Source organism: Pseudomonas sp. lyk4-R2A-10 (assembly GCF_030209075.1).
Classification (GTDB): Bacteria; Pseudomonadota; Gammaproteobacteria; order Pseudomonadales; family Pseudomonadaceae; genus Aquipseudomonas; species Aquipseudomonas glycinae.
The window spans coordinates 221,307-247,623 of sequence record NZ_JARVSR010000008.1; the positions used below are offsets into that span (position 1 = coordinate 221,307).

25 protein-coding genes are annotated in these 26,317 nt (G+C 59.6%); 10 read left to right on the forward strand and 15 right to left on the reverse strand.

The features are described 5' to 3' along the window. Positions 1 to 135 precede the first annotated feature (135 nt). Both QRN46_RS12565 and msrC read left to right on the forward strand, forming a co-directional pair. A complete protein-coding gene (locus QRN46_RS12565) occupies positions 136 to 1,026 on the forward strand; it encodes an ATP-binding protein (RefSeq protein WP_064383282.1) in 891 nt (296 codons plus the stop codon). Continuing rightward, a complete protein-coding gene (gene msrC, locus QRN46_RS12570; RefSeq protein ID WP_011335287.1) occupies positions 1,023 to 1,505 on the forward strand; it encodes a free L-methionine (R)-S-oxide reductase MsrC in 483 nt (160 codons plus the stop codon). Before QRN46_RS12565 ends, msrC begins: the two co-directional genes overlap by 4 nt. On the opposite strand, the gene QRN46_RS12575 is transcribed toward msrC, so the two are convergent. The 8 genes from QRN46_RS12575 to QRN46_RS12610 all read right to left on the reverse strand — a co-directional run bounded on the left by QRN46_RS12575 (position 1,506) and on the right by QRN46_RS12610 (position 12,848). Beyond that, on the reverse strand, positions 1,506 to 4,448 hold the full coding sequence (locus tag QRN46_RS12575) for an HD domain-containing phosphohydrolase (RefSeq protein ID WP_285354950.1): 2,943 nt from the start codon (positions 4,446 to 4,448) through the stop codon (positions 1,506 to 1,508). Between the two features lie 48 nt (positions 4,449 to 4,496). Then, positions 4,497 to 8,141 carry a transporter substrate-binding domain-containing protein gene (locus QRN46_RS12580; protein ID WP_285354953.1) on the reverse strand — a complete coding sequence of 1,215 codons (3,645 nt, stop codon included), beginning with the start codon at positions 8,139 to 8,141 and terminating at the stop codon, positions 4,497 to 4,499. A gap of 8 nt (positions 8,142 to 8,149) precedes the next feature. Next, complete coding sequence (locus QRN46_RS12585) at positions 8,150 to 8,776, reverse strand: response regulator transcription factor (RefSeq protein WP_011335284.1); 627 nt, start codon at positions 8,774 to 8,776, stop codon at positions 8,150 to 8,152. A 348-nt stretch (positions 8,777 to 9,124) separates the two neighbouring features. Further along, on the reverse strand, positions 9,125 to 10,453 hold the full coding sequence (locus QRN46_RS12590; RefSeq protein ID WP_011335283.1) for a deoxyguanosinetriphosphate triphosphohydrolase: 1,329 nt from the start codon (positions 10,451 to 10,453) through the stop codon (positions 9,125 to 9,127). A gap of 68 nt (positions 10,454 to 10,521) precedes the next feature. Continuing rightward, positions 10,522 to 11,685, reverse strand: a complete 1,164-nt coding sequence (locus QRN46_RS12595) for an EAL domain-containing protein (RefSeq protein ID WP_011335282.1) — start codon at positions 11,683 to 11,685, stop codon at positions 10,522 to 10,524. A gap of 124 nt (positions 11,686 to 11,809) precedes the next feature. After that, positions 11,810 to 12,148, reverse strand: a complete 339-nt coding sequence (locus QRN46_RS12600) for a hypothetical protein (protein ID WP_011335281.1) — start codon at positions 12,146 to 12,148, stop codon at positions 11,810 to 11,812. Continuing rightward, the gene (locus QRN46_RS12605; protein ID WP_011335280.1) at positions 12,145 to 12,531 is read right to left on the reverse strand and encodes a phage holin family protein; all 387 of its coding nucleotides are present in this window, start codon (positions 12,529 to 12,531) and stop codon (positions 12,145 to 12,147) included. Before QRN46_RS12605 ends, QRN46_RS12600 begins: the two co-directional genes overlap by 4 nt. A 2-nt stretch (positions 12,532 to 12,533) precedes the next feature. Beyond that, positions 12,534 to 12,848, reverse strand: a complete 315-nt coding sequence (locus tag QRN46_RS12610; RefSeq protein ID WP_007955729.1) for an ElaB/YgaM/YqjD family protein — start codon at positions 12,846 to 12,848, stop codon at positions 12,534 to 12,536. A 318-nt stretch (positions 12,849 to 13,166) separates the two neighbouring features. On the opposite strand from QRN46_RS12610, the gene QRN46_RS12615 reads away from it, so the two are divergent. Further along, positions 13,167 to 14,375: an ammonium transporter gene (locus QRN46_RS12615; protein ID WP_285354958.1), complete on the forward strand. Its 1,209-nt coding sequence runs from the start codon at positions 13,167 to 13,169 to the stop codon at positions 14,373 to 14,375. Here the strand turns inward: QRN46_RS12615 and QRN46_RS12620 are convergent. After that, entirely contained in the window at positions 14,372 to 16,084 is a 1,713-nt protein-coding gene (locus QRN46_RS12620) for a cation:proton antiporter (protein WP_221616054.1), read from the reverse strand. The two genes, QRN46_RS12615 and QRN46_RS12620, sit on opposite strands and share 4 nt — an antisense overlap. A 190-nt stretch (positions 16,085 to 16,274) precedes the next feature. Between QRN46_RS12620 and QRN46_RS12625 the strand changes: the two genes are divergently transcribed. The 3 genes from QRN46_RS12625 (at position 16,275) to QRN46_RS12635 (ending at position 17,957) form a co-directional block, all read left to right on the forward strand. Beyond that, positions 16,275 to 16,511, forward strand: coding sequence for a glutaredoxin family protein (locus QRN46_RS12625; RefSeq protein WP_011335277.1), 237 nt, complete (start codon positions 16,275 to 16,277; stop codon positions 16,509 to 16,511). A 165-nt stretch (positions 16,512 to 16,676) separates the two neighbouring features. Beyond that, positions 16,677 to 16,994: a hypothetical protein gene (locus tag QRN46_RS12630; RefSeq protein WP_007955735.1), complete on the forward strand. Its 318-nt coding sequence runs from the start codon at positions 16,677 to 16,679 to the stop codon at positions 16,992 to 16,994. A gap of 69 nt (positions 16,995 to 17,063) precedes the next feature. Beyond that, complete coding sequence (locus QRN46_RS12635) at positions 17,064 to 17,957, forward strand: pseudouridine synthase (protein ID WP_011335275.1); 894 nt, start codon at positions 17,064 to 17,066, stop codon at positions 17,955 to 17,957. Positions 17,958 to 18,039: 82 nt separating this feature from the next. Here QRN46_RS12635 and QRN46_RS12640 read toward each other — a convergent pair whose 3' ends face one another. Then, positions 18,040 to 18,261, reverse strand: a complete 222-nt coding sequence (locus QRN46_RS12640) for a YgdI/YgdR family lipoprotein (protein ID WP_007955739.1) — start codon at positions 18,259 to 18,261, stop codon at positions 18,040 to 18,042. Between the two features lie 78 nt (positions 18,262 to 18,339). After that, a complete protein-coding gene (mobA, locus tag QRN46_RS12645; protein WP_011335274.1) occupies positions 18,340 to 18,942 on the reverse strand; it encodes a molybdenum cofactor guanylyltransferase MobA in 603 nt (200 codons plus the stop codon). An 81-nt stretch (positions 18,943 to 19,023) separates the two neighbouring features. Here mobA and moaB point away from each other — a divergent pair, with 81 nt between their 5' ends. After that, a complete protein-coding gene (gene moaB / locus QRN46_RS12650; RefSeq protein ID WP_221616056.1) occupies positions 19,024 to 19,563 on the forward strand; it encodes a molybdenum cofactor biosynthesis protein B in 540 nt (179 codons plus the stop codon). Continuing rightward, entirely contained in the window at positions 19,547 to 20,773 is a 1,227-nt protein-coding gene (locus QRN46_RS12655) for a molybdopterin molybdotransferase MoeA (protein WP_041475386.1), read from the forward strand. Before moaB ends, QRN46_RS12655 begins: the two co-directional genes overlap by 17 nt. Before the next feature lie 56 nt (positions 20,774 to 20,829). Here QRN46_RS12655 and QRN46_RS12660 read toward each other — a convergent pair whose 3' ends face one another. Further along, entirely contained in the window at positions 20,830 to 21,138 is a 309-nt protein-coding gene (locus tag QRN46_RS12660; protein ID WP_285354964.1) for a hypothetical protein, read from the reverse strand. Between the two features lie 314 nt (positions 21,139 to 21,452). On the opposite strand from QRN46_RS12660, the gene yegS reads away from it, so the two are divergent. Then, positions 21,453 to 22,370: a lipid kinase YegS gene (gene yegS, locus QRN46_RS12665; protein WP_285354966.1), complete on the forward strand. Its 918-nt coding sequence runs from the start codon at positions 21,453 to 21,455 to the stop codon at positions 22,368 to 22,370. Here yegS and QRN46_RS12670 read toward each other — a convergent pair. The 3 genes from QRN46_RS12670 to QRN46_RS12680 form a co-directional block, all read right to left on the reverse strand. Continuing rightward, positions 22,354 to 23,013 (reverse strand): response regulator, encoded by a 660-nt coding sequence (locus QRN46_RS12670; protein WP_007955750.1) that lies wholly within the window; start codon positions 23,011 to 23,013, stop codon positions 22,354 to 22,356. The genes yegS and QRN46_RS12670 overlap by 17 nt on opposite strands. Next, on the reverse strand, positions 23,010 to 23,903 hold the full coding sequence (locus tag QRN46_RS12675) for a sensor histidine kinase (protein WP_041475383.1): 894 nt from the start codon (positions 23,901 to 23,903) through the stop codon (positions 23,010 to 23,012). The genes QRN46_RS12670 and QRN46_RS12675 overlap by 4 nt, the downstream gene beginning before the upstream one ends. 481 nt (positions 23,904 to 24,384) lie before the next feature. Then, complete coding sequence (locus QRN46_RS12680; protein WP_011335268.1) at positions 24,385 to 24,855, reverse strand: hypothetical protein; 471 nt, start codon at positions 24,853 to 24,855, stop codon at positions 24,385 to 24,387. 452 nt (positions 24,856 to 25,307) lie between these two features. Between QRN46_RS12680 and QRN46_RS12685 the strand changes: the two genes are divergently transcribed. Next, on the forward strand, positions 25,308 to 26,243 hold the full coding sequence (locus QRN46_RS12685) for a chemotaxis protein CheV (protein ID WP_003226705.1): 936 nt from the start codon (positions 25,308 to 25,310) through the stop codon (positions 26,241 to 26,243). The last annotated feature ends 74 nt before the right edge of the window (positions 26,244 to 26,317 follow it).

Below are 26,317 nucleotides of genomic sequence, written 5' to 3' on the forward strand. Positions count from 1 at the left end.
TGCTCAAGCATAGTCGATCATGCACGGATTCCGGGGTTCCCGAAGCGCCTTGTAACAAGGCCCGGGACAGGTTTCGGACGCTGTCTGTCTTTGCTGCACCGCCATCATCACTGTGAACGAGCCCGAGGAGAAGACGTGGATTCCCGATTGAATGCTTTTCTTGAGCGCGCCGAGTCGGTTCTGGCGCGGATCGAACCGCTATTGCCGGCTCCACGCCCGGTCATCGACTGGGGCACCTGCCTCGCCGCACGCTGGCAGCGTGACGGGCGCAGCGGTTATCTGCTGCCGCTGGAAGTCAGCCTCGACATGCGCCTGTCGGACTTGATCGGCGTCGACCGCCAGCTGGAGCAACTGGGCCGCAACACTCAGCAATTTCTCGACGGCATGCCGGCCAACCATGCGCTGCTGTGGGGTTCGCGCGGTACCGGTAAATCGTCGCTGGTCCGCGCGCTGCTGGCTGAACACGCCAAGGCCGGTTTGCGTCTGATCGAAATCGAGCGCGATCACCTGGCGGACCTGCCACGGGTGGTGGAGCAGATCGCCAAGCTGCCGCAGCGCTTTGTGCTGTTCTGCGACGACCTCTCGTTCGAGTCCGGCGAAGGCGACTACCGCGTACTGAAAAGCGTGCTGGACGGCTCGCTCGAACAGGCGCCGGACAACGTGTTGCTTTACGCTACCTCCAACCGTCGTCATCTGGTGCCGGAAAAGGAAAGCGACAACGAAAACTGGAAGCGCGTCGATGGTGAGCTGCATCCGAGCGAAGCGGTGGAAGACAAGATCGCGCTGTCGGATCGCTTCGGCCTGTGGCTGTCGTTCTATCCGTTTACCCAGGAACATTTCCTCAACGTCGTCGAGCACTGGATCGGCCAGTTGGCCGCCAAGGCCGGTCTGGACTGGCAGCGCGACGAACAACTGGACATCCTCGCCGTGCGCTGGGCAACCGGCCGTGGCAACCGCAACGGACGTTGCGCTTACCAATTCGCCCGTTACTGGGTGGGACTGAAATTGTTGGAGCACAAGGCATGATTGATTTGCAACAGAGCGGCCAAGGCCTCGAAGGCTATGGCATGTTGGCCGCACAACTGGAGTCGCTGCTGGCGGACGAGCGCGATTTCATCGCCAACGCCGCGCAGTTTTCGGCGTTTCTGTTCAACCAGCTCGATGACCTGAACTGGGCCGGTTTCTACCTCAATCGCAACGAAGAGCTGGTGCTCGGTCCGTTCCAGGGCCAGATCGCCTGCGTGCGCATTCCGTTCGGACGCGGTGTGTGCGGCGCGGCGGCTGCCAGCTTGCAAACGCAACGGGTTGAAGACGTTCACGCGTTCCCCGGCCATATCGCCTGCGACAGTGCGTCGAACAGCGAACTGGTCGTGCCGTTGGTCAAGGACGGCCGTCTGATCGGCGTGCTCGACCTCGACAGCCCGAAGCTCGCGCGTTTCGGTGCCGACGATCAGGCCGGGATCGAACAACTGGCGGCGATCTTCCTGCGCCTGACCGACTGCTGATCACGCCGCCAGGCCTGCCTTGAGCAGCACGGCCGCCGGGTCCACGGCATCGATCTGCCGTGGATCGAGAAACCGTGTGGCGTACTGCAGATACACGCCATCGCGGATGAACAGCCCGAACAGCTCGGCATCGATGTGCGCTTCACGGCACATGGTGGCCATGATCCCCAGCGCCTCACTGAGGGACTTGGCCTTCTTGTATGGACGGTCGGCGGCGGTCAGGGCTTCGAATATATCGGCAATCGCTATCATGCGCGCCGGCAGGCTCATGTCCTCGCGTTTCAGGCGCTTGGGATAACCGGTGCCATCCATCTTTTCGTGATGCCCGCCGGCGATTTCCGCGACGCTGTTCAAATGCCCGGGGAAGGGCAGATGACTGAGCATCAGGATCGTCTGCACCATGTGGTGGTTGATGATGTAGCGTTCTTCGCGGGTCAGCGTGCCCCGGGGGATGCTCAGGTTGTACAGCTCGCCGCGATTGTATTTGTAGGGCGGCACGTCGAGCTTGAATCCCCACGGATTGTCCTCCGGAATCAACTCGCCTTCGGCGCGTTCCAGCAGATGCTCCGGCTTGTCTGCCAGCAACGGTTCGGTGACCGGCAAGGGCGGTGCCGGGGTGCGTGCCTGACGCCGGTTCTCTTCCCATGACAGACCCAGCCGATCATCCAGCGTGCGCGTCCAGGTACGTCGGGCGATGCCTTGCAGACGTTGCAGGTCGGCCTCGGCCATCGCTTCACTGCCCAGATTGCAGTGGGCGACGAATGCAAAATCATCATCCAGTGCTGTCAGGGTTGCGTCGCGCAGCTCGGCCAGTTGCCGCTCTTCGCCGCCCATGGCCAGGGCTTGCCAGTAGCTGACCCAGGCATCGCGCTTGAGCACTTCGAAGCGGGTGCGGATTTCATGCAGGCGATCGTTCAGGGTTTCCAGTTTGGTGGCTTTGTCGACCACGTATTCCGGGGTCGTGACTTTGCCGCAATCGTGTAGCCAGGCGGCGATGTGCAAGGCCTCCCATTCATCTTCGTTCGGCTGGTAAGCGCTGAAGGCCGGCGCCTGACTGGCTGCAGCGGCCTGGGCGAGCATCAGGGTCAGTTCCGGCACGCGCTGACAATGTCCGCCGGTATAAGGGCTCTTGGCATCGATGGCGCCGGCCAGCAATTGAATGAACGCGTCCAGCAGTTGTTTCTGCCGGGCTTGCAGGCGCTGGCTCTCGATACTCACCGCCGCCGCCCCGGACACTGCTTGCAGGAAGGCGATGCGGTCGGGCCGCAGCTTTTCCAGATCACTTGCCGTGCCGCTGTCATTGATCAGCAGCACCAGCAGGCCGACGGTTTCGTTGTGCCGGTTATGCAAACGGATACCGATCAGATGAACCCTCGGTGACGCCATGGCCAGCAGCACTTTGCGCAGATCGGTGGCCTGTTCGAAGCCCAGATTGCTCACGACTGTGTCGGCGCTCGCCAATTGCCGAAACCATTCGGGCCCCTGAGTCGCGTCAAGGTTGCGTCCCTGAATGTCGAACGCGGTCAGGGCTTGAGAGGCGCCATCGACCACCAGTCCGTAGGGCTCCATGCGATTGCCGTCGTTTTCCCGCAGATAGATCAGGCCCGCCTGAGCCTGGGCGATCTGCACGGTCTCGAACAGGGCCCGCTGCAGCAGCGGTTCGAAGCGGGTTTCAGCAGTCAGGCTGTCGGTGATCCGAAAGAAGCTGGCCAGGGTGTCCTTCATGCGCGCCATCGACAGGCTCAACTGGTCAATCTCCAGTACCAGCGATCGACGGGTCACGGGAAAATTGAAATCGAAACTGCGGATCGCATCGGCTTCCTTGACCAGTGCGTGTAGCGGTTTGACCAGAATTCGCGAGATCAGCCACCCGAGCGGCAGGCATAGCAGCAGAGTAGCCAGCGTGATCAACGCGCCCTGCCAGCGCATGCGATAGGCGTCGACCAGCAACTCGTCCTCCGGCACCAGCAACGCCATTTGCAAACCTTTCGGCCCGCCTTCCTGCAACTGGCTGCGGGCGACGATCCATAGCCGGCCGTCGGCCTTGAGTCGATTGCCCTGATGGCCGGACAACAAGGCGTTAAGGGCGGGGCTCAAGTCGGCAGCCTTGGCCAGACGCGCCGTTCGGTCATCGACGATCAGCCGGCTGCTGTCGGGGTAGGCCACGGCGTTGCCATCGGCATCGAACAGGACAATTTCCGTGGCCGGCGTCACCACGTGTTTGATCAGGGTTGCGGAGAGTGCATCAAGGGTCAGGTCGGCGCCGATCACTGCGTCATCACCGCTGCGCCGGGCCAGCGTCGTGCCGACGTTATGGGTGGAAAAAAAGACGTAGGGTTCGGTAGTGATCTGTTCGGTCTGCTGCCGTGCGTTGATGTACCACGCTCGGCTGCGGGGATCATAAGGATCGTCGGGGTTGTCCTGCCGGCCGACCGGGGACAGTGCCTGGTCGAAGAACAGCGACTGCGAATGCGCCTGACCGCTGGCGTCATGTTCGATGCTCCAGACCTGAAACGCCGCTGCGTCCGGTGCCTTGAGCAGGGTTTTCAGCGCCGGCGTGCGCAAAGGACGAACCATGAAGAAGTCGCCGTTGCCATACCCCAGGTACAGCGAGGCCAGATCCGGATTGTCCGTCAGGGACTGGCTGAACGGCTTGAGCAGCGCCAGGCGTGGTTCGAGGCCGGAAGAGCGGGCGGCGGGATTGTCCGCCAGCAGGCTCAGCAGGTGTCTGATCGGTGCATAGGTGGCCTGCAGATCGAGGCGCACATCCTGCTCGATGCGGTTGAACAGCTTTTCGCTGCTCGACAGGATGATCTGCGTGGTCTGCCGATAGTTGAACAGACCCAGCACCACCCCGGTGAGCAAAAGCAAAAAGGTGAACATGACGCTGATGTGCACATGCAGCGGAAACCGGCGTTGTTCCGGGCGCAGTGGGCTGGGCATTGCGGACTCTCCGTGTAGGTAAGCACACTGCTCAGCGTCCAAGCATAGTTAAGCCCGGGTCACTTTGCTTTGACTGATCCGGTTCAGTTGCTGTTCCAGTGCCTGCTCCAGTTCCAGGATGGCGAGACGGCTGGCCTGGCAGCGACGCTCGATCTCATCCCCCGGCAGCGCTTGCTGACAAGCCTGTTCAAGCGCCTCGCAACTGTCGATCAGGCGCGAGGCCTGGACAATGCGTGCGGCCCCCTTGATCTTGTGGGCGATGATGGCCAGTGCGGGGGGATCCCGGGTGAGGGAGAGGGCCTGCAATTCCTGTCGGTCAAGGCGACTGCTGTTGAGCAGCTCTGCGAGCAGGCGGTGAGTCTGGGAGGGGTTGCCTCCGGTGAGCAGTGTGAGGCCTTGCAGATTGAACACCGGCGCACGGAACAGCGGCTGAACACTGTTGACCCATTCGCTCAGGCTGTTCAGGCTCAGGGGTTTGAACAGGCAGTCGTTCATGCCCGCCTGTTTGCAGCGCAGGATCTCTTCCGGCTGAGCATTGGCGGTGAACCCCAGCACCGTGCAGGCAGGGCGTCGGGTGAGCGTTTCGTGCTTGCGAATGGCCCGGGTCAGATCGTAACCGTTCATGACGGGCATGTTGCAATCGGCGATGACCAGATCGAATTCGCCGTTCTTCCATTGTTCCAGCCCTTGCTGGCCATCTTCGGCGATACAGAAACGATGGCCGAGGTATTCCAGCTGCTGGCACATCAGCAGCCGATTCGCAGGATGGTCATCGACCACCAGAACGGTCAACGGGATGAGGGATGCCTGAATCTCCGGTTCGTCCTCTGCTCTCGCCACTTGTGCAGGCAGGATGACCACCGGCAGCGAAACACTGACTTGGGTGCCGATTCCCGGCAGGCTGCTCAACCGCAGTTTTCCACCCATCATTTCACACAGGTTGCGGCTGATGACCAGCCCCAGGCCTGCGCCGCTGAAGGTTCGCTGCCCGCCGTTGGCGGCTTGGGCAAAGGGTTCGAACAAACGCGACTGATCCTGCGTCGTGATCCCGATGCCGCTGTCCTGTACGGTCAACTGCACCATCGAGCGTTCCGGATCATCCGTGGGTAGAACATCCAGTGTGATTCTGATGTGTCCTGCTTCGGTGAACTTGATGGCATTGCTGATCAGATTCGACAACACCTGCTTGAAGCGCAGCGGGTCGAGGTGAACATCGACATTCAATTCAGGCGGAGAGACGGACACCGCCAGTGAGAGCTGCTTCTGCCGGGCGAGACCTTCGAAGATTCTGACCACCGAGCCCACGGTATCGATCAGGTTGATTCGCTCGGGGGTCAAACTCAGCCGCCCGGATTCGATGCGGGCAATGTCCAGGATGTCGCCGATCAGGCCCAGCAGGTCCTTGGCCGAGTGGTACGCCGTTTCGATGCCGGAGCGATCCGGGTGAGTCTGATCCATGCGCTTGAGCGTCAGTTCGAGCATGCCGATCACGGCGTTCATCGGGGTGCGGATCTCATGGCTCATGGTCGCCAGAAACGTACTCTTGGCCCGGTTGGCATCGTCTGCTCGTTCCTTGGCTGCGCGGAGTTCATCGAGCAGTTCGCGGCGTTCACTGATGTCGATCCAGCCGCCAATGATCCCCTGGACTTCACCGCTGGAGTCCCGGTACGGCAGGATCCAGTGATAGATCGTCAGCTGCCGGTTGCCGATCTGCAGCGGCCGGTCAAGCACCAGCGGTCTGCCCTCCGCCATCACCCGTTGATAGTCGGCCTGATATGTCTGGGCCTCGAAAGCATTGTTCAATGCACCCTGCATCACGCTTTTGCCGATGACGTCTTCGCGCCGGGCATTGAACGCCTGGAGATAACTGTCGTTGCAACTTTGCAGAAGACCCTGTCGGTCACGCACGTAAATCGGGTGGGGCGTGCCGTTGACCAGTGAACCCATGAATTCCAACTGGTCATTCAACGCCCGTTCGGCTGCCTTGCGCTGTTTGATCTGACGGCGCATGTAGGCATTCCAGAGCAGCGACAGGAGTAACAGCAGGCAGGCGCCGCCGATCACCTGATAGAAAAAGCGCTGGTATTGGCGCCAGGTGCCTTGCGAAACACTTGAGTAGCCACGCCAGCGCCCGTTGATGATGCCCAGTTCTTCGGGCGTGATGCTCATCAGTGACTTGTCGATGATCGAGCTCAGTTCTGTGTTGTCCCGCGCAGTCGCCAGTGAGAACGCCGCCTGTCGGGTGCCGATGGTGGTGGTGATCTGCAGGGGGTGTTCGAAGGTTCGCGATGCAATGAAGTAGTTTGCGATGACCAAGGAGTTCACTGCGCCTTCGACCTGGCCTTCGTCAAGCAGCGCCACGGCACTGAAGGTATCTGGCGTTTCGATCAGTTGAATGCGTGGAAACTCGCTGCGCAGGTATTCGATCATCGGATTGCCCTGAGCGATCGCCAGACGCTTGCGTTTGAGTTGCCCAAGGTGCGTGGGACTGTCGGCGGCCTTTCGGGTCAACAGTACGTATGAATTTTCCAGGTAGGGGCGGCTGAAGTTCAGGGTTTCCTCGCGCTGGGCGGTAGGCAGCAGGGCTGCGATCAGGTCAGCCTGGTGATGCTCGACCTGCTTGATCATTTCGGCGTCACTGCGGCTGCGGCGGATTTCGAAGCGCAGTCCGGTGCGCAACCGGATGAGTTCGAGCAAGTCGGCGCTGATGCCGCGAAAATTGCCGTCACTGTCAAAGAACGTCAGAGGTGCGAACGCTTCGTTGACCACTACGCTCACGACCGAATGTTTTTTCAGCCATTGCTCTTCACGTTTGGTCAGTTGCAATTTCTGGTCGGTCAGAAGTGTGTCGCTGCCGACACTCCAGCGCTTGGCGATGTTTTCGCGCTCGCTGCCCGGTACGGCCTTGAGCACGGTATCGATGATGGCGAGCAGCTGTGGATTGTTGCGATGCACGGCAAAGCTGAAACCGTGGGCCTCGTGCTTGCCGAAATTGGCCATGCGAATGTTGTTCAGGTATCCCTTGCTGATCATGTAGTGGGTGGAAATGGTGTCACCGAGAAACACGTCTGCCTGATCGAACGCTACCGCATTGATTGCGTTCTGATAGGACGGATAGGAGGTGATGAGCGCTTTGGGATACATCGCCTTGACATCGTCCAGCGGCAAGTAGTGATACAGCATGCTCAGCCGCATGCCTGCCAGGCCTTCGGTCAGTGTTCGGGTTTCGCCCTCGCGCGTCACAAGCACCGGTTGATCGATGGCGTAGGGCCTCGACAGCACGATATCGGCGTTCTCTGCTTCAAATCCGTTGGCGGTGCCGAGCATGTCGATGTGACCGTCGATCAATGCCCGTATGGCGGCTTCCCGCGAGGCGAAACGTTTGACTCTAATCGGCAGACCGATCGCCTGACCAACGAGTACGGCGTAATCCGCCGTGAAACCTTCGTAGTCGTGCCCGCTGGCTGTCATGTCAAAGGGCGGATAGTCTGGAGCGGAAGTCCCCAGAATCAACTCATTGCGAGTGTGTGCCCACGCCACCTGCGATGGGTCGAACAAAGCCTGCACCGACCGGTCGGCCGACCGACCAAGCAGGGTGAAGTCTTGCGAGGCGGGTGATGCGGCGGTTGAAGAGGTGCAGAAACCCAGACATGCACTCCATGCAATCAGAAAACTCATTAAACGGCTGGACATGTTGACTCTCACACGAGTGCGTTACGTTTGGCCATTTCGATAAGTTCTACGAGAGACTTGGCTTTGAGTTTTTGCATCAGTCGTTTTTTATAAGTGCTTACAGTTTTGTTACTGAGAAACATGCCTTTTGCAATTTCCTTGTTCGTGCGGCCCTGGGCAAAGAGTTGCAAGACCATAAGTTCCCGGTCATTGACGGATTTGAAGAGTTCCAGTTCTGCATAACGCACGTCATCGTGACGAACAGGGTTCAAGGCCTGGCTGGGAAAATAGTTGTAGCCGGAAAGGACAGCCTTGATCGCACTGACCAGTTCGCTCAGGTCTTCCTGTTTGCAGACATAACCCGATGCACCTGACTGCATGCAACGAATGCCGAACAGGGTCGGGCATTGCGCAGTCAATACCAGCGTCTTGAAGGGCGAACTCATGGCGTTGAAGCGGGCCAGGACTTCCAGGCCATCGAGCTTGGGAATGCTGATGTCGAGAATGATCAGGTCGGGCATGCATTCGCGAACCATCTGCATGGCATCGACACCGTTATCGGTTTCTCCAACGACTTTATAACCTTCATGTTCCAGCAGCATTCGAACGGCAAGGCGGATGACCGGGTGATCGTCGACAATAAAAACGGAGTTCATAATCAAATCCCATACGAGCGCAAATAAAGGGCGAACCTTAGCTCAGATGAATGAACGCTCGCATGAACTGACGGGGGGGTAGTGGCAATCTAGGAGAAATCCTACAAATATAGAGGAATCAGACTACGTGTTAACTGGGTTTGACGTAGGTAGGGACGTGAGATGTTCAAAGTTTGTTCTTGAATAAGTTTATAGATGCCGGCGAGATTTAAAGGGATGAGGCTGAATTGAGTGTTGCTGCTTTTGACTTTGAGCTTCCTGAACAAGTACCAGAAGAAGGGTTTGTAGTTTCGCTTGCGCCTCACCACGCCCGACCGATCCCCTTGCAGATCGGTCGGGCGGCAGGCGTCAAGGGCTGGAGCGCCCGGTCATTTCCAGCGCCATGTCACTGGCGTAGCTGTCGGTCATGCCGGCGATGAAGTCGATCATGCGCAGGAACGACGCGTGCAGAGGACCGTGCGGGTCCGGCGCGTTGTTGCCCAGCAAATCGAGAATCCGGCGGCTCTTGAACGATGGCGTGCGGCCATTGTGCTGTTCCAGGGCGGCACCACAGAAGGCGTTGAGCAAAATCTCCAGGGTCGTATAGGCGCCGATTTCGTGGAGGGTCTTGCGCTTGTCCTGGAAGATTTTCTTGCGGGCGATGTCCTTGGCGTTCAACACGCAACGCTTGGCCGGGCCGTGCATGTGTTCCACCAGATCCCCCGACAGCGTACCGGCCAGCAATGCGTCCTGTTGTTCGACGAAGGCCCGGGCGGCGGCGTTGGTCAGGTGCTCGATGGCTTTGCCGCGCAAGATCGCCAGTTTGCGCCGGCGCGAATCCTGCGGGCCGAGCTGGCGATAGGTTTCCGGCAGATCATCGCCGACCAGACCGAGCAGCAGCGACTCGACTTCGGCGTACTCCAGCAGCTCCATTTCCAGGCCGTCTTCCAGATCGATCAGGGCGTAGCAGATGTCGTCTGCGGCCTCCATCAGATACACCAGCGGATGGCGCGCCCAACGCTGCTCTTCCAGCTGCGGCAGACCCAGCTTATGGGCGATCTGCTCCAGCAACGGCAGCTCGCTCTGGTAGCAGCCGAACTTGTGCTTCTTGTAACCGAGGGAGTCGGCGTGACGGGCCGTCCACGGGTACTTCAGATAGGTGCCGAGGGTGGCGTAGGTCAGTCGGGTGCCGCCGTCGAACTGGTGATACTCCAGTTGCGTGAGCACCCGGAAGCCCTGCGCATTGCCTTCAAAGTTCAGGAAGTCACCGCGTTCGGCGTCACTCATCGCATCCAGCCACCCGCGCCCCGCAGCCTGCTGGAACCAGTGACGGATCGCGTCCTCCCCGGAATGGCCGAACGGCGGGTTGCCGATGTCGTGCGCCAGGCAGGCCGATTGAACCACCATGCCCAGATCGCTCGGCTCGCACCATTCGGGTAGAGCGCGGCGCAGGGTTTCGCCGACACGCATGCCCAGCGAACGGCCGACGCAACTGACTTCCAGCGAGTGGGTCAGGCGCGTGTGAATGTGATCGTTGCTCGACACCGGATGCACCTGGGTCTTGCGCCCCAGGCGGCGGAAGGCGCCGGAGAAAATGATGCGGTCATGGTCTTTATGGAACGGGCTGCGGCCAAGTTCCTGCGGGCTGTGCAACGGTTTGCCGAGACGTTCGCGGTTGAGCAGGGTATGCCAATCCAAGGCTGATTCTCTCCGTCTGGTGACTGATTCCCTAGCTTCCCGGTTCAGGCTGGCATCTGCAAGCGCAACTACAGCCCCGCGGCATCGATGTCGATCAGCAGCAGGCGCTCGCCGTTATCGAAGAACTGCCCGGCAGTCAGGCAATACTGGTTGCTGGTGGCATCGCGATAGGTGTTGGAAAGGGTCAGGCGCCGTTCCTCCCAGCCCTCGGCCAGCAGGTGATAGAAGTAAGGGCGCCACGACCAGTTGTGGCCCAGGTAGCGGTTGTCGGCTACCCAGCCGCTTTGTCGCCATTCCAGATTCGGCGTCAGTTGGGTGCCGTGACGGTCGCACTGATAAAAGCGCAGCAGCCAGGGAAAGGCGTCGAGCTGCGGCAGGGCACTGAGCGGGGCCCGGGCCTGGGCCCAGGTTTGCAGGATGGTCATGAGTTCGCTGAGTTGCTGGCGCATGAACATCAGCTTGCTGCGTTCGGCCAGTTTCTGGCGCACGTAAGACTGGCGCAGCTCGGCAAAGCACTCGACGAAGTCATCCGCACCGAAAAACGCCTCCTGCGCCCGGGCGAACAGAAAACCCTGCACGTAACGCGAACCGCACTCCAGAGCGAAATTGAGTTGCGCCGCAGTTTCTACGCCTTCGGCAATGATCCAGCAGCCGGTTTTTTCGGCCATTTGCGCGAGGGCCTTGACCACATCACTGCTCGGCCCGCCAAGTGCCGCAGCCTGGAACAGGCGCATGTCGAGTTTGAGAATGTCCGGTTGCAGCGCCAGCACGCGATCGAGCTGCGAATAACCGGCGCCGAAATCGTCGATGGCAATCCGGGCGCCGGCATCGCGATAGCGCGCCACGACTTCGCTCAGGCGCTGACTGTTACCGCCGAGTTCGGTGATCTCGAAAACAATCCGTTGCGGGTCGATACCATGCCGGGCGAGCTGTTTCAGGCTCGGCAGTGCCTGGTCGGCCCGCAAGCGACTGATCCAGCGCGGTGACATGTTCAGGCTGAGAAACCAGTCCGGCGGCGCTTCGTGCAGTCGGCTCAGCGCGTTGTCGCGGATTTGCCGGTCCATTCGGCGCAGTGCGATGGCAGGCGTGCGCGGGTCGGCGAACAGCGGTCCGACCGACGCCAGTTGGCCATCGGCCTGGCGCAGTCGACCCAGTGCCTCGACCCCTGCAATGCGTCCGGTGGCGGTATCGATGAACGGTTGAAAGCAGGCGAGCGGTTGCCCGTCGATCACGGGGCCTCCTTGTCGTTCTTGTTCTGGTTGAATTCTGCCGGCCGGATAGGCAAGCGGGATTGAACCTCCGGATAAGAGATTCAATCCCGCCGGTATTGCAAGAATGCAGCCAGATGTGAGGGGATCAGCGCTTGCTCGAACTCTGCATGACCAGCTTGATCAGCGGAGCGAGGCTGCTGCCCAGGCGGATCAGTCGGGTCAAACCGCCGACGCCACCGCTCTTGGCCCCTTTACCTGTGATGAAACCCAGTAGCGTCACAGCCGCCATGCCCCACAACGGCGCGTGCTTGATGCCGAAACCGCCTTGCAGGTTTTGCGTCATGCCACGCATGCGTTGCAGAGGTTGCAGGACCTGGCCGGTTTCGTGGCGGATTTCCTGACGATGCATTTCCATGCGCAAACGGATCAGTGCCTTGCGCATTTCCCGGCGTGAGCTGTTGTGCGGAAGTTCAGGCAGGCTCATGGCAGCAGGCGCTCCCGGTCATTGGCCAGTTCTTCCAGCGTGCCGTGGAAGGGCGAGGATTCATCGAAGATTGCGGCCTTCAGACGCAGCGCGCAAAAGATTGCCGCCAGGGTGTAAAACACGCACAGACCAATGATTGCGGCGAGGCGATAGGTGTCCCAGAACACGATCAGTACGAGGGTCGACAGGCCGACCAGCAACAGCAGCGCAAACACCAGCGCCAGGCCGGCGAACAGCAACAGGCTGACTGTGCGTGCTTTCTGTTCCTGCAGTTCGATGCCGAACAGTTCGACGTGGCTGTGCAGCAGGCCGAGAACGGCAGCACCCAGACGACGCGTGGAGGAGGCGGTGCCCGAGTTCGGGCCGGATTCACCGATCGACATGATCAGCGCCGCGTGGCCAGCAGGCCGATCAGGAAGCCGACGCCGGCGGCGATACCCACCGATTGCCATGGGTTGGCCGATACATATTCCTCGGTGGCGGTGACCGCCGCCTGACCGCGCTCGCGCAGAGTGTCTTCGGTCAGCTTCAGGGTTTCCCGTGCGCGCAGCAGGCTTTCGTGGATCTGTTCGCGCAGCTCGTCAGCCTGATCACCGGCCAGCGTGGCGGTGTGTTCCAGCAAGCGTTCAGTGTCGCTGACCAGAGTCTGGAAGTCGTTCATCAGGATTTCTTGAGCAGTCTTTGCCTTGATGCTGGCCATGGGGGATCTCCGTAAGTGGCGTTCTGAAGCGGTGTTCTGAAGCGTTCGAGTATGAGCCAAGAGTGAAGGTTCAGTACAAGTGCTTGGTATAGCTTTTGCTGTGTCGTGGTGCGTCGACCGGTGGCAGTGCGCTGTTGCCGGGCGCGAAACCGGGCAGAGCAAGGCCCGGATGATGAGGGTTCATGTCAGCCCATCGACCTTGTGCGCCAAAGCGGTTCACCGGACTACCGGATCAGTGATCGCGCAGTCGCAACTTGGTGCATGAAATGTGCGCATGAACCGCTTTGGTGCCTTTTTCAGCCTTGGGTCTGCCTCCTCATGGAAAATCTGCAAAGCGCTGTGGACACGCTGGTTCACAGTTCCAACACGTTGTTCATTCTGATCGGTGCGGTCATGGTGCTGGCCATGCACGCCGGGTTCGCATTTCTGGAGGTCGGAACGGTTCGCCAGAAAAACCAGGTCAACGCACTGTCGAAGATTCTCAGCGACTTTGCGGTGTCGACGCTGGCTTATTTCTTTATAGGCTATTGGCTTTCGTACGGGGTGACCTTCCTGCATCCGGCGGCGGTGCTCAGTGCCGATCATGGGTATGGACTGGTGAAGTTTTTCTTCCTGCTGACCTTTGCGGCGGCGATCCCGGCGATCATCTCCGGCGGCATCGCCGAGCGGGCGCGTTTTGTGCCGCAGTTGTGCGCCACGGCGCTGATCGTGGCGTTCATCTACCCGTTTTTCGAAGGGATGATCTGGAACGGCAACTACGGTCTGCAAGCCTGGCTGACCGCACAGTTCGGCGCCCCTTTCCATGATTTTGCGGGTTCGGTGGTGGTGCATGCCATGGGCGGCTGGCTGGCGCTGGCGGCGGTGTTGCTGCTCGGCCCGCGCACCGGACGCTATCGCGATGGCAAGCTGGTGGCGTTCGCGCCGTCGAGCATTCCGTTTCTGGCCTTGGGGTCGTGGATCCTGATCGTCGGCTGGTTTGGCTTCAACGTGATGAGCGCGCAAACCTTGCAAGGGGTCAGCGGACTGGTGGCGGTCAACTCGCTGATGGCTATGGTCGGCGGCACGGTGGCGGCGTTGATCGTCGGGCGCAACGATCCGGGCTTCCTGCACAACGGCCCGTTGGCCGGGCTGGTGGCGGTGTGTGCCGGTTCCGACCTGATGCACCCGGTCGGCGCGCTGGTGACCGGCGCGATTGCCGGCGCCCTGTTTGTCTGGTGCTTTACGGCGGCGCAGGTCAAATGGCGCATCGATGACGTGCTGGGTGTCTGGCCGTTGCACGGTCTGTGTGGCGTGTGGGGCGGCATTGCCTGCGGGATCTTCGGCTCGACCACGTTGGGCGGACTCGGCGGCGTCAGCCTGATCAGCCAGTTGATCGGCACCGCCCTCGGTGTGGCGGTGGCGCTGATCGGCGGTTTCGCCGTCTACGGTTCGATCAAGGCGCTGCATGGTCTGCGCCTGAGCCAGGAACAGGAGTACTACGGCGCCGACCTGTCGCTGCACAAGATCGGCGCGGTGAGCCAGGACTAGGTTTCCTCATCGTCGGCTCCGGGGTAAAAGCCGTGAAGCAGGCGATAACGATCGATGCGCACCTGATCGACTTTCTCCTGCACCCGGTGCGCGGGAAACCCCAGCAGGATCAGGGCATGGGAACCGAGCATCAGGCTCGACTCCAGCAGTTCCGGCACCACTTCGCTGGCGCCGGCTGCTTTCAGCTCGGCCGACTGGCTGTCGTCCCGGGTGCGCACCAGGATCGGCACTGTCGGGTTGAGACGTCGAGCCTCCTTGAGAACACGCAGGGCCACGTCGGCTTGATCCACAGCAATCACCAGCAACCTGGCGCGCAGCAAACCGACGGCGGTCAGCAGATCGCCGCGGGTTGAATCGCCGTAGTGGACGTCGCGCTCGGCGGTGGCGGCTTCCTGAATTCGCACCGGATCGTTGTCCAGCGCGACGTAGGATTGCCCGGCATTGCGCATGAAGCGTCCGATCGACTGGCCGACGCGGCCGTAACCACAGATCACCACATGCCCGTCGAACCCGGCATTGAGGGCACTGATTTCCTCGATCTGTGCTTCCTGATTGGGTTTGCGGTGCAGGGCGGCGGCGATGCGCGGAGCGGCGCGTAACAGCAGGGGCGTCAGCAGCATCGAGCAGAAGGTGGCGGCGAGCAGCAGAGCACCGAGTTCGGCTGGGAGCAGCCGGGTCTGCTGCATCTGCGCCATCAGGGCGAAGCAGAACTCACCGCCCTGGGCGAGGGCGAGGCCGCTGCGCCAGGCCGTTTCACTGTCGCTGCCGCGCCATTTCACCAACAGCGCCACCACCAGACCTTTGATAACCAGCAATCCCAGAGTCATGCCGATAATCAGCAGGCTGTGGCTGGCGAACAGCTGCAGGTCGATCAGCATGCCGATGCTGACGAAAAACAGTCCCAGCAGAATGTCGCGAAACGGCCGGATATCGGCCTCGATCTGATGCCGGTAATGGCTTTCGCCCAGCAGCATGCCCGCGAGGAACGCGCCGAGGGCCGGAGACAGGCCCAGCAGGTGGGTCAGCCAGGCCGTCAGCAACACAATCACCAGGGCCAGCAGCACGAACAGCTCCGCCGAGCGCGACGCCGCGACTTCCTGGAACAGGCGGGGCAGCAGCCAGCGGCTGGCCAGCAACAAACCGAAGAACAGCAATACGGTCTTCAACAAGGTCAGGGGCAGCGCCCAGTACCAGGCCTGATCACTGCTCCCGGCAAATACCGGCACCAGCGTCAACAGCAACACGGCCACCACGTCCTGGAACAACAGGACGCCTACCGCGTTCTGGCCGTGGCTGCTGAAGATTTCGCCGAGACTGCCCAGCTCCTTGGTCACAATCGCCGTGGATGATAGCGAGAGGCCGGCGCCCAGCAGCAAGGCTGGTGTGGCGGGCATGCCCAGCAACATCAGCACGCCTCCCAGCAGGAGTGTGGTGATCAGCACTTGCTGGCTGCCCAGACGGAAAACCACCTGGCGCAGGGCAATCATTTTCGACAGGGAGAACTCCAGCCCCAGGGAAAACAGCAGAAACACCACGCCCAGTTCGGCAAGATCCGGCAGATGTTCGCTTTCATTGATCCAGTCGAATGCCTTCGGCCCGACCATCAAGCCCACGCACAGGTAACCCAGCACAGGCGGCAGGCGCAGGCGTCGGAACAGGGCAATCATCACCAGGGACGACGCCAGAATGATCAGCAGATTGGCAAACACAAGACACTCCGGGACAGGTCAGGCTCTTCAAGCGTAGAGGTAAAAAACACCGGAGCATCGCGTAAATGGCGATTTTGTGGGCTGATTTACATCAGGGTTTTACGAGGGGCGGGATCGAACCCGGAGGGTGGGTCGACGGGCTTTGCGGGCAAGCCTAGAATGATCACTCGATTTTTGGGGTTGAGCGCACATGCTTCCTGAATGCCAGTTGTTCGGCACCCTGGGGTGCCATTTGTGTGAGGTCGCGGAGGCCGAACTGATGCCTTTTGTCGAGCATGGTCTGCTGGTGGAACTGGTGGATATTGCTGACGACGAATCGTGGTTCGAGGCCTACAGCCTGCGGATCCCGGTCTTGCGCAGGGTCGATACCGGCGCGGAATTGGGGTGGCCGTTCAACGCCGATCAGGTGGTGGCATTCCTGCGTTAATGGTCTTTTCTCTTCTGCGTTGATGGCGCTCGTCACCTTCGTTCAATCACGGCTTGGCACTTTTCGGGTTATTCGGTTACTGTATGCGCATACAGTAATTGAGTTGGCCTGCCATGTCGTTTCCGGGCATTCGTCAGGGCAAGCCGGATGTCAGAGGGAGCAGTCGTGGTCAATGTCGAACAGTTGAAAAGCAGCGTGAACGGGATGTCGGTTGACGTGGTGCGCGAGGCCGTCCACGAATTGCGTCTGGACGGTCTGGTCACGGAAGGCAAGACTCCCTTCAACAAGCTGCATTTCAACACCTGCTTTGCCGAGATCGAGGCCTTGTTCCAGCGTGCCGGTTATCACAAACAACTGGATGTAGTCGGATATCAGGGGCTTTTGTACGCCTTGTACGATCCGGGCCGTTGGGACGCCGTGGATGTGTTGCGCTGGCTCAAGGAGTTCACCGAAGCGGCGGCGCTCAAATCGATCCCCGCCTGATTCTGCACTAGGTCTGCTGCGCCCGGTGTTGGATAATGCCACTCTGCTTTGTAGCTTCGAGTTCTCCGCATGTCCAACGCACCCACATTTTCCGCAGCACAGAATCAGGCCAGCACGCTGTATCTGCCCCCCGGTAGCTGGCAGACAGTGCTCGACTGCCTGTGTGAGCATTTCAGTGCCATCGGGCGTGATCAATGGCTGGATCGAATCGCCCGTGGCCGGGTGCTCGATGGCCAGGGTCAGCCGATTGCGCTGGACTTGCCCTACAAGGAAGGGCTGCGCATTCATTATTTTCGTGAAGTGCCGGATGAAAAGCCGATCCCGGTGGTCGAGTCGATCCTGTATGCGGACGACCATCTGGTGGTGGCCGACAAGCCGCATTTCCTTCCGGTGACCCCGGCGGGCGAATATGTCGAGCAGACGCTGCTTCGCCGATTGATCCGGCGCCTGGACAATCCCCATCTGGTGCCGCTGCACCGAATTGATCGGCACACGGCCGGATTGGTGATTTTCTCTGCCAACCCACAGACGCGGTCGGCGTATCAGTCACTGTTTCCGACACGGCAGATCGAAAAACGCTATGAAGCCATTGCGGCTGCGCTGCCTGGGCTGGATTTTCCGTTGGTACACAAGAGTCGCATGGTCGACGGTGAACCGTTTTTCCGCATGCAGGAGGGGCCGGGTGTAAGCAACACCGAAACGGCGGTGGAGGTTCGTGAAAAGAACGGCGAACTCTGGCGTTACGGCCTGTATCCGGTGACCGGAAAGAAGCATCAGTTACGTGTGCACATGACGGCGCTGGGGGCGAGCATCTGCAATGATCCGTTTTACCCTGAAGTGCTCAAAGACGTTGAAGATGATTACGCCAATCCGCTCAAGCTCCTGGCGCAGGGGTTGCGATTCATCGACCCGGTCACGGGGCAGGTGCGCGAATTTGAGAGCCGGATCACGCTGGACTGGTGATCCGGGTATCGACCCTTTTCTGCCAGACACGAAAAAGCCCGCATATTGCGGGCTTTTCTGTATCCGCTGTCGAACTGAAGACTTACAGCTCTTTGACAGTGCGGATCTGATCCTTGTTGATGCGGGTGTGCTTGCCGTCCAGTTGTTCGAACTCGTAGAAGCCCGAATCTTCATCATACTTGGGGGCGTCGACAGCCTGGATTTCGCGACCGTCATTCAAGGTGATCACTGTTGGCGAAGCGCAACCGGCGAGAGTGGCGAGGCCCAGTGCGAGCATGAAAGTGGCGAGGGTCCGTTGAGTCATGAGTGTGTCTCCGAAGGGAAATTCTTTTGGTTACTGAGCTTGAGACGTATACAAGGCGTGCAAGTTCCTTGAATGCTGTCAGTCTGACACAGTGTTGTGCGAACTCAACAGTTCAGGGGTGTTGAGATTGGCCAGGCGTGGATCGTTGTCAGGGCAAACCAGGGCCTGGGCATCAAGATTGCGCATCACCCGGCCGGGGCTGCGCTCTCCTGCGTTCCAGGCATTTTCGAATGCCGGCAGGAGTGCCACCGGGATCACGCAAAGCAGTGGTTCCCAGTGATCGTCATGTCGCAACATTAAAGGTTTTTCAGAATTCAGACCGGCCGCCTCCCGCATGTTGTGCAGCAGCGCAAGGTCGATGCGCGGGACATCGCAGGGCAGTACCAGCAGATGGGTGTGGCGCGCGGCTTTCAAGCCGGCACGAATACCGGCCAATGGTCCGGGAAAGTCCTCCTCGTCATCGCTAACCAATCGGTCGGCGAACGGCGCATAGCGTTCACGATTGCGGTTGCAGGAGATGATCAGGTCATCCGTCAACGGCCGAACCTTGCGATGCAGATGTACGATCAGTGGTTCACCGTGCCATTCCACAAGTCCCTTGTCCTGGCCACCCATTCGTTGTCCGCGTCCACCGGCCAGCAACAGAATGGAGCAGGGGGGTAATGGCGTGTTCGAAGTCATGGCAGCTCTCCGCAGGGGCGGCGAAAAAAGGGGGCGCTGTGATATAACACCAGGCTGTTTCTCATACAACTGGACGAGCCTATGAAAGCCAAGGCTGATGTACCTTTCGTGCCGCTCAATATCGCGGTGTTGACGGTCAGCGACACCCGCACCCTGGAAACCGACACCTCCGGCCAGGTCTTCGTCGACCGGCTGACAGCCGCGGGCCACCATCTGGCGCAGCGGGTGCTGCTCAAAGATGACCTGTACAAGATTCGTGCGCAAGTCGCTCACTGGATTGCCGAAGACGTCGTGCAAGTGGTGCTGATTACCGGCGGAACCGGTTTTACCGGTCGCGACAGCACCCCGGAAGCGGTCGCTTGCCTGCTGGACAAACAGGTCGACGGTTTTGGTGAGCTGTTTCGCCAGATCTCGGTGCCTGACATCGGCACCTCAACCGTGCAATCCCGGGCTTTGGCGGGACTGGCCAATGGCACGCTGGTCTGCTGCCTGCCTGGCTCGACCAACGCAGTGCGCACCGGTTGGGATGGCATCCTCGCCGAGCAACTGGACTCACGCCACCGCCCGTGCAATTTCGTCACTCATTTGAAACAGGCGGCGCCTTGTGAATCCCGTGGGTAAGCCGGGCAAGACTGGCAGCCTGATGCCTGTCGAAGCAGCATTGACGCGGTTGCTGGAAATGGCCGAGGGCTCGCGGATTGTCGAGAGTGAGTTTTTGCCTCTAGCGCAGGTTCAGGGGCGGGTGCTGGCGCAGGATCTGGTTTCGACGCTGGATCTGCCGCCATGGCCGAACAGCGCCATGGACGGTTATGCCTTGAATCTGGCCGACTGGACCGGCGAGCCGTTGCCGGTCAGCCAGAAAGTCTTCGCCGGACAGGCACCGGAACCCTTGAAACCACGCACCTGTGCCCGGATCTTTACCGGCGCGCCGGTGCCAGCCGGTGCAGACTGTGTCGAGATGCAGGAAAACGTCGAGATTCATGCCGACGAGCGCGTGAGTTTCACCGAGACGATGGTGTCCGGGCAGAACATTCGTCCACAAGGCCAGGAAACGACTGTCGGTGAGTTGGTCTTGCCTGCCGGAACCCGGCTGGGTCCGATCGAGCAAGGGCTGGCTGCGTCGCTGGGATGCGCTGGGCTCGAGGTGGTTCGTCGGGTTCGTGTGGCAGTGCTGTCCACGGGGGACGAGCTGGTTGAGCCGGGCACGCCACTCGGGCCGGGACAGATCTACAACAGCAACCGGGTGTTGTTGTGCAGCTGGTTGCAGCGCCTCGGATGTGAAGTGGTGGATGCCGGCATTCTGCCTGATGACCTGTCCACCACTCGGGCGCGACTTGGGGAGTTGCAGGACGTAGACCTGATTCTGTCGACAGGTGGCGTGTCGGTCGGGGAAGCGGATTTCCTCGGAATCGCTTTGAGGGAAGAAGGCGAGCTGACACTCTGGAAACTGGCAATCAAACCCGGCAAGCCGCTGACGGTCGGGCATTTTCGTGGAGTTCCGGTGATTGGATTGCCGGGAAATCCTGCCTCGACACTGGTGACTTTTGCTTTGTTGACCCGACCTTATCTGTTGCGTCTCCAAGGCGTGCAGGATGTCGAGCCGCTGAAGTTTTCAGTTCCTGCAGGATTTGTCTGGCCTCAGGCCGGTAACCGCCGTGAATTTCTGCGTGGGCGCCTGGAGCAGGGACAAGCGATTATCTACCGTAACCAGAGTTCGGGTGTTTTGCGCAGCGCTGCCTGGGCTGAGGGGCTGGTGGAAGTCCGGGAAGGGCGAGTATTGGTCAAGGGAGACCAGGTGCTATTCATTCCACTCAGCGAGCTCCTCGGCTGATTGCAGGCATTTGAAAGGCAGGCACCGTCGCTAAACGATTCCTGCCTTTCAGCGGGTCAACGGCTGAGCAGTGTGACGAGTTGATCGAACCGGCTGTTGGCAATCCAGCCCAGCAGTCCGAGCACCATCGCTGTCGCACCTGCCGAGTAGGCAAGACGATGTTTGATGGCTTTGACGTCTCCTCTGACTTCGTCCATATCGCGTCGAATGTACTTGAGGTGAGTTTCCAGCTCGGTGACACGCGGTTCCATATCGTTTTCTCCAATATTTCTGGCGCTGCATTTGAATTCGTCTTTAAGGCTGGCGCGACTTTCGGAGAGAGAGGCAACCGGACTCACGGATAATCTTGCTTCATGGCTTTGCATGGAAAAAACCGCCTGATGCGATGGGGTTCTGTCGGCAAATGCCGGAATGCAAATTATCGAAAGTCCTGAAACTGTATGCACTCATTACATGCACATCCTTGTGTAATTGAATTGAAGATTGCTGACGCTGCGACACGTTGTACCAATGAGCGGGCTTGGTCAATTGAGCCGATTCCTTACGTTCTGTACGAAAAATTACAGGCATGTAGGACAGGCAGAAGGAGCTTCAGGAATTAATCAGAACGTGTGCGACTTTTTTACCCGCGTTGAGGGTCAAGATGTTTCGTACTGATTCAATTCCGGGAGTAACCGCAATGAGTGAACGTAAGGCACTGTTGATTCTGCATGGCAAGCAGGCACTCAACGAGGCGGTTCGTGCCGCTGTCGAGAACAAGCGAAAGCAGGGTTGGAAACTGGCTGTGCGCCTGACCTGGGAGGCCGGTGATGCCCAGCGGCTGGTGGCGGAGGCACTGGCGGCGGGATACCGTCAGATCATCGCCGGTGGTGGGGATGGCACTCTGCGCGACATCGCCGAAGCGCTGGCGAAGCAACCGGGCAAGGCCAGTCTGGTGCTGTTGCCGCTGGGAACAGCCAACGACTTTTCCCGCGCGGCGGCTATTCCGCTGGAGCCGGCCGAAGCGCTCGAATTGCTTGAGGCGCCCGCCCATGACATTGATCTGGGTGAAGTCGGCGGGCAGATCTTCCTGAACATGGCCACCGGCGGATTCGGCAGCCAAGTAACAGCCAACACGTCGGAAGATCTGAAGAAAGTGCTGGGCGGTGCGGCCTATCTGTTCACCGGTTTATCGCGGTTCAGTGAGCTGCATGCTGCTTATGGTGAATTGCAGGGGCCGGATTTTCACTGGCGTGGCGAGCTTCTGGCGCTGGGGATCGGCAATGGCCGGCAGGCCGGTGGCGGACATGTGTTGTGCCCGGAAGCGCTGGTGGACGACGGTCTTCTGGATATCAGCATCCTGCCGGCGCCACAGGAACTGGTCGGCACGCTGAAAAATCTGCTCAGTGACGGGTTCGGCATCGACAACATGTTCGTGCGTACCCGGTTGCCGTGGGTTGAAATCAAGGTCGCTGAAGGGCTTTGCATCAATCTCGACGGTGAGCCACTGCAAGGCGACAGTCTGCGGTTTGCAGCGCGTCCGGGGGCGTTGCGCGTGCATTTGCCCAACGACTCGCCGCTATTGGGCGCAACACACCGGATCAGTCATCCAGACTGATGATCTGTTCGCGCACGGCAAACAGCACCAGACCCGCCACATCGTAGATCTGCAGGCGTTTCATGATCTGCGAACGGTGGGTTTCGACCGTCTTGATGCTCAAGCCCAGGCCGTTGGCGATTTCCCGCGTGGACTTGCCGCGCACGATGAGGCGCAGGATTTCCAGTTGGCGTGCTGTCAGGTTGTGCGACTCGGCGACTTCCGGTTGCTGCTTCAGGTTACGGGTCAGCGCCTGGTTGATCACGGTATGGGCGATGGCTGGGCTCAAGTAGCGCTCGTTGTTGCGCAGCGCTTCGAGTGCATGTTCGAGCTCGGTGGCCGTGGTGTCCTTGAGCAGGTAGCCGTGAGCGCCGGACTCCAGCGCCTGCATGATCAGCGCGGGGTCGGTGTGCATCGACAGAATCAGCACTTTGGCGTGCGGGCGTACGCGTCTGAGTCGCTGCAGGGCTTCCAGACCGCCGGTTTCTTTCATGGAAATGTCCAGCAACACTATATCGGGAGACAGCAGCTCGACCATTTCGAGCAGCTGCGAGCCGTCATTGGCCTCGCCGATGACCGCATAACCGGGAATATCCAGCACCAGGGCGCGCACGCCGGCCCTGATCAGCGAGTGGTCATCCACCAGAAGTAAGTTACAAGTCAACGCATAACCTTATTCGTACTGGCCCGCTCGAGTGCACGGGGCGCCCAGGGGAATAGTGCTTCGATTTGAGTGCCTTTGCCCGGCTCGCTGGTCACGCTCAGTGTGCCGCCCAGTTGCTCGATCCGTTCGGCCATTCCGGCCATGCCTCGCTGTCCTTCGCGACCCGGATTCGCCGCCGGGGAAAAGCCCAGTCCATCATCGCTGATCAGCAGGGTCAGGCCCTGCGGTAAACGTTGCACGCGGATCAACAGGTTTTTGGCCTGCGCGTGGCGAAGGATGTTGGTCACCGCTTCCTGAGTGATGCGAAAGGCGGCGACGGCCATTTCTTCGGGGATTCCATTCAGGCGCTGCTGGCAGTCCAGACTCCAGTGCACCGAAGTATTGGTCAGTACCTTGAGCAGGTGTGCACGCAGGCTCGCTTCCAGACCAAGGCTGGTCAATTGCCGCGGGTTGAGAATGGCCGAAACGTCGCGCACTTTATTGAGGGTTTCTTCCAGCGTCTCGCAAAGTACCGAACAGTGTTCCTGCATGTCCGCGGGCAAGCGACGCTTGAGCCATTCGCTTTGCAGTTTGGCGGCCGTCAGCAACTGGCCGATATCGTCATGCAGTTCACGGCTCAGGCGATGGCGCTCGTTTTCCTGGACTTCCAGCAAACGGTCGGCCAGTTCCTGAGGCTGGAACTTGATGGATTTGCGCGACAGGCGATGTTGTGTCCAGACGCAGCCCGCAGCCGCCACATTGATCAGCAGCAGGCCGAGCGGCAGCTGCGCTGACAATCCATAGGTCAACAGACTGCCCAGAGCCGAGCCTGTACACAGCAGAAGTGTGAACCTGCGGGCATTTTCTCGGGAGGGAGGCCATGTGGTGATTGACTTGAGGCTGGCGTACATAGCGGATGGAGCCAATGGATGTTCGCTGCGGGCAGACCGGTCAGAAAGGCTGGCGGTCTCTGTCTGGAAAACTGTCATTCAGGTTGTTGATTTCAAAATGGTTCAGTGATCGATAATTGAGCGCCAAGTTCGGTGGTGACCGATCATCGAAGTCACAAGCCATTAACTGAAACAACTAACGGGCGGCATAATACCACTTAACATACCGTTGGTCGCGTTTGGCCTATATGTCCAAAGAGTCAGGAAACAGGCCATGTTGGACGAAGGTTCCATAATGGAAAGTTGAAATACCTGATCCGATAATTATCGATGCGGTCGCAAGTTTTCTTTTACACAGGAAAACCCTGATATCAGCAGAGGGTAGTCTGCATTCAGTGAGCGTAATTATTTATTGGGGGGTGTCGCAGGCAGGCATGAACTATTCATTAGCGACATTCGACTGCGAAAGCTGACCGGCTCAAACGGCCCAAGGCGTGCCCGATTACGCTTGCCGTTCCGACCAGGCTACGAGGGTCAGGGACTTGCCAGTGTGCGGCAATTGAAAGTGGGTCTGGCCGACCTGGCAGGCAAAGGCTTCGATCAGCGACGCCTGCTCGCTTTCATCCAAGCCTAATTGGCCGGTACTCGGGTCAACCAGTTCCAGTTGCCAGGCCATCAGGGTGAAGCAGTCTTTCAGTGCTTCCAGGGCCTGCGCATGCAGATCCACATGATCCTGAACCTGGGTGAGCAGGCCATGCAGGTGCAGGGAAAATTCGGATATCGCCTCAAGTGCCAGGGCATCGGCCTTGTTTGCCAATTTGAGGAGAGTACTGAGCATGCAGTCAATCGCGTCCCTGTCATTGCTGATCAGCTGCAAGTGACTGAGGCATTCTTCAGACTTGGCCAGGAGCGTTTCAGCCTCGACCAGAAATTCGGGGAACCGCTGCGCCCAGTCACTACGGTCGTTCGGCATGCTTATCTCCACCACTTCATGTCTGATGAGGGAATGCCGTGTGTGTCGACGATCGTGAACCGTCGCGAGACCGCGCCCCGGTGTGCATTGGCACAGACCCGGGGTTTCAAGAGGATGTGTTTCCACTGAACTGCGATCGCACACAATAGCCTGACTCCGTTCATGCAATGAGAATGGCGTCACATTAATGGCTATTGGATATCGCGAACATCAGGTTGGGCCTGATTGTCACTAGGGGATTCCCTTAGGCACGGGAACCTGTGGCGCAAATCGGGGTCGCGCCGAAGAGAATGTAGCAGATGATTTCACCGGGCCAGTAAAGCATGATGTTAATGTGACATCAATGCCTGCTCGTGGCATTTTGTGGGTGATTTGTGACGGGATCAAGATCCGTCAGATTCAGCCGATAACCCCCAATAGTGAATTCATCAGAACAAGCCCAGGAGTCATTGATGGCCGGCATTCTCGACACGGTAGACCAACGCACGCAACTGGTGGGTGAGAATCGCCTGGAAATTCTCATGTTTCGACTGGCCGGACGCCAATTGTTCGCGATCAACGTGTTCAAGGTTCAGGAAGTCCTGCAACTGCCGAAGCTGACCCTGATGCCCCAGCGTCACCCGTTTGTCTGCGGTGTGGTCAACCTGCGTGGCCAGACGCTGCCAGTGATCGACCTGTCCCAGGCGATCGGCATGCGCCCGCTGGTGCCGGGCCCGAACAGCACGATCATCGTCACCGAGTACAATCGTTCGGTGCAGGCGTTCCTCGTCGGTGGCGTGGATCGCATCGTCAACATGAACTGGGAAGCCATTCTGCCGCCACCGACCAGTGCCGGTCGCCAGCATTACCTGACAGCCATCAGTAAGGTCGACGATCAACTGGTGGAAATCATCGACGTCGAGAAAGTCCTCGCCGAAATCGTGCCGTACAACGCCAAGGTCTCCCGCGACAAACTGGACGATCCGGTGCTGGAACGCGCCCGTGGCCGCGAAGTGTTGCTGGTGGACGACTCCAACGTGGCGCTCTCGCAATTGCGCGACACCCTCGGCCAGTTGGGCGTGAAGATGCACATCGCCAGCGACGGCCTGAAAGCCCTGAACATGCTCAAGGCCTGGGCGGACACCGGGGTGAACATGACCGACAAACTGCTGATGGTGTTCACCGACGCCGAAATGCCGGAGATGGACGGCTATCGCCTGACCACCGAAATCCGCAACGACCCGCGCCTGCGTGGCCTGTATGTGGTGCTGCACACTTCGCTGTCTGGCAGCTTCAACGATTCGATGGTGAAGAAGGTCGGGTGCGACAATTTCCTCTCCAAGTTCCAGCCGGACAAATTGGTCGACGTGGTGCGCCAGCGTTTGATGCTCGACGAAGTACCGGCCTGATCAACCTGTCGAGGCTGACCTCGCGTCAGCCTTTGATTCGCTGACAAAGCTCGTATAGGGTGGCGTTTTTGACC